Origin of the sequence: Bradyrhizobium sp. 17 (genome assembly GCF_023073515.1) — a bacterium.
Classification (GTDB): domain Bacteria; phylum Pseudomonadota; class Alphaproteobacteria; order Rhizobiales; family Xanthobacteraceae; genus Bradyrhizobium; species Bradyrhizobium canariense_D.
Genome location: NZ_JADPJQ010000085.1, coordinates 1 through 1,394, shown reverse-complemented (window position 1 = coordinate 1,394; position 1,394 = coordinate 1). Strand labels below are relative to the sequence as shown.

Annotated in this window: 1 protein-coding gene; it reads right to left on the bottom strand. The window is 66.2% G+C overall.

Going from position 1 to position 1,394, the window contains the following annotated elements; genetic code table 11:
• Positions 1-1,394 (bottom strand): chemotaxis protein CheW (locus IVB13_RS16805; RefSeq protein ID WP_247489722.1); only part of this gene is annotated, 1,394 nt, incomplete at both ends.

Genomic DNA, 1,394 nt, shown 5'->3' with positions numbered 1-1,394 from the left:
CCGGCGGCGCCCGCGGTCTGTTCCTTCAGCGCCGCGATCAGACCGGGACGGTCGAACTTGGCGACATAGTCGTGGAAGCCGGCCTGGCGGCCGCGCTCGATCGCCGCCGGCGACACCAGCGCGGAGAGCCCGATGATCGGCATCGCGCCCAGATTGCTGTCGGAGCGAATGGTCTCGGCAAACTCGAACCCGTTCATGTCGGGCATCTCGATGTCGGTCAGGACCACGTCGAAGCTCTGCGCGCGCAGCGCCGCCAGGCCCTCCTGCGCGGTCGGCGCGGTGCGGACGCGGTAGCCGGCGGCCTTGAGCACCGGGGCCAGCATGTTGCGGAAGAACGCCGAATCGTCGACCAGCAGCACCGATTGCGAGTGCAGCGACGGCTTCATCTCCTTGCGGGTGAACCAGTCGGAGAACGCCATCGGCAGGAAGTGGCCGACGTCGATCACTTCGGTGGCCTGGCCCTTGATCACGGCCGAGCCGAGAATGCCGGAGGAGGATCCGCCGACCTCGATGTTGAGCCGTTCCTCGACGATGTCGATGATCTCGTCGACGACGAGGCCCATGGAGCGGCCGTCGTCGGAGAACACCAGGATCGGCTGGGCGCCCTGGCTCGCGATGGTGACGCTCTCCATGGCAACGAGCGGCATCAGCTGCTCGCGGTACTGCACCATGTAGCGGCCGTTCGAGAACTCGATCTTGTCGGCCGGGAGCTCTTCCAGGCGCGTGACGAGCCCGAGCGGGACCGCCTTGGGCTGGGACGAGCCGGCGCGGAACACCAGCAGCGAGGTGGTCTGCTCGCCCGATCCGATGCTGTGCGTCCCGTTCTCGTTGTTCATGTCATGGGCCGAGGAGCCGGCGGCGCCGAGCGCCTTGGCAATGCCGTTGGGGTCGATGATCATGATGACCGCGCCGTCGCCCAGGATGGTATTGCCCGAGAACATGTCGATGTGGCGCAGCTTCGTCGACATCGGCTTGACCACGATTTCTTCGGTGTGGAACACGCCGTCGACGACGATGCCGAAGGTCTGGCTGCCGACCTGCGTCACCACGATGAAGCCGTTCTCGGGATCGGAGACGGCGCCGTCGTCGATCTTGAGCAGCTTCTTGAGATGGATCAGCGGCAGCAGCTTGTTGCGCAGCCTGAGAACCGCGGTGTCCTTGATGCGCTCGATGCGGTGCTCCGAGTTGGCGCGGGCCCGCACCAGCTCGACCACGGAGAGCTGCGGGATCGCAAAGCGGTCGCCGGCGGCTTCCACGATCAGCGCGGAGACGATGGCGAGCGTCAGCGGGATCTTGATGGTAACGGAGGAGCCTTCACCGGCGACCGACTTGATGTCGATGGTGCCGCCGATCTGGTCGATATTGGTGCGCACCACGTCCATGCCGACGCCGCG